The sequence below is a fragment of the Vibrio sp. 10N.222.48.A3 genome (assembly GCF_041475345.1).
Classification (GTDB): domain Bacteria; phylum Pseudomonadota; class Gammaproteobacteria; order Enterobacterales; family Vibrionaceae; genus Vibrio; species Vibrio tasmaniensis_A.
The window spans coordinates 1-672 of the sequence record NZ_JBFRVX010001332.1 but is presented as its reverse complement, the minus strand read 5'-3'; the positions used below and the strand labels follow the sequence as shown (position 1 = coordinate 672).

Genomic DNA, 672 nt, shown 5'->3' with positions numbered 1-672 from the left:
TACGTATTGAGGGATCAGGTCATAGCGGTCACCAATATGCGAAGCGATGGCAGGCAGTGCCCAGATGTTATAAGTCATGACTTTGAGTGTATTGGCATCTGGCTCTGGTTGCTCATCCACTTTTGGTGGAGTGATGGTGTAATAAATATCATCGTAGCGAGCGGTGTTATCAGCTTTGAAGGCAAGTTCAGTGTTCACATCAAAAGCATCGGTTGAATTACGATGAATATTACGATCATCATGCAGTGTTAAGTCGACGTCTGCGGCGCTCAAACCGTGTTGCAGTGTTGAGTTGTACCAATGTCCTTCCATGGTTTGATTAAGTGTGACGCTCTCCCCAATAGAATTTGAGACTACTGTGTCAAACTTGTATGTCTTACCGGACTTCACGCCTGTCCAGCGGTTGAAACTGATCAGCTTTTGGGTTTCCCACGGGCCAATTTGCTCAACATGTTGCTGCCACTCATCACCGAATTGAAGCTGGTCGGTACCCGTGTGATTGGTTTGAATCGTCATTACTTGGCTCGTGTTATTGGTCAGGTACACATCGGTATCTGCAATAGCCGAGGTTGAAATGAATGAAGCTGATGCAAGTATTGCACTCAGGCAAGTCCATTGAGTTTTCATCGTTTACGTTATCCTTATTGATTTATGTCTAGAATAACGTAGTCA

1 pseudogene is annotated in these 672 nt (G+C 44.8%); it reads right to left on the bottom strand.

The features are described from left to right. A pseudogene (locus tag AB4653_RS26130) lies at positions 1-627 on the bottom strand (phospholipase); the annotation flags it as partial. Between the last annotated feature and the right edge of the window lie 45 nt (positions 628-672).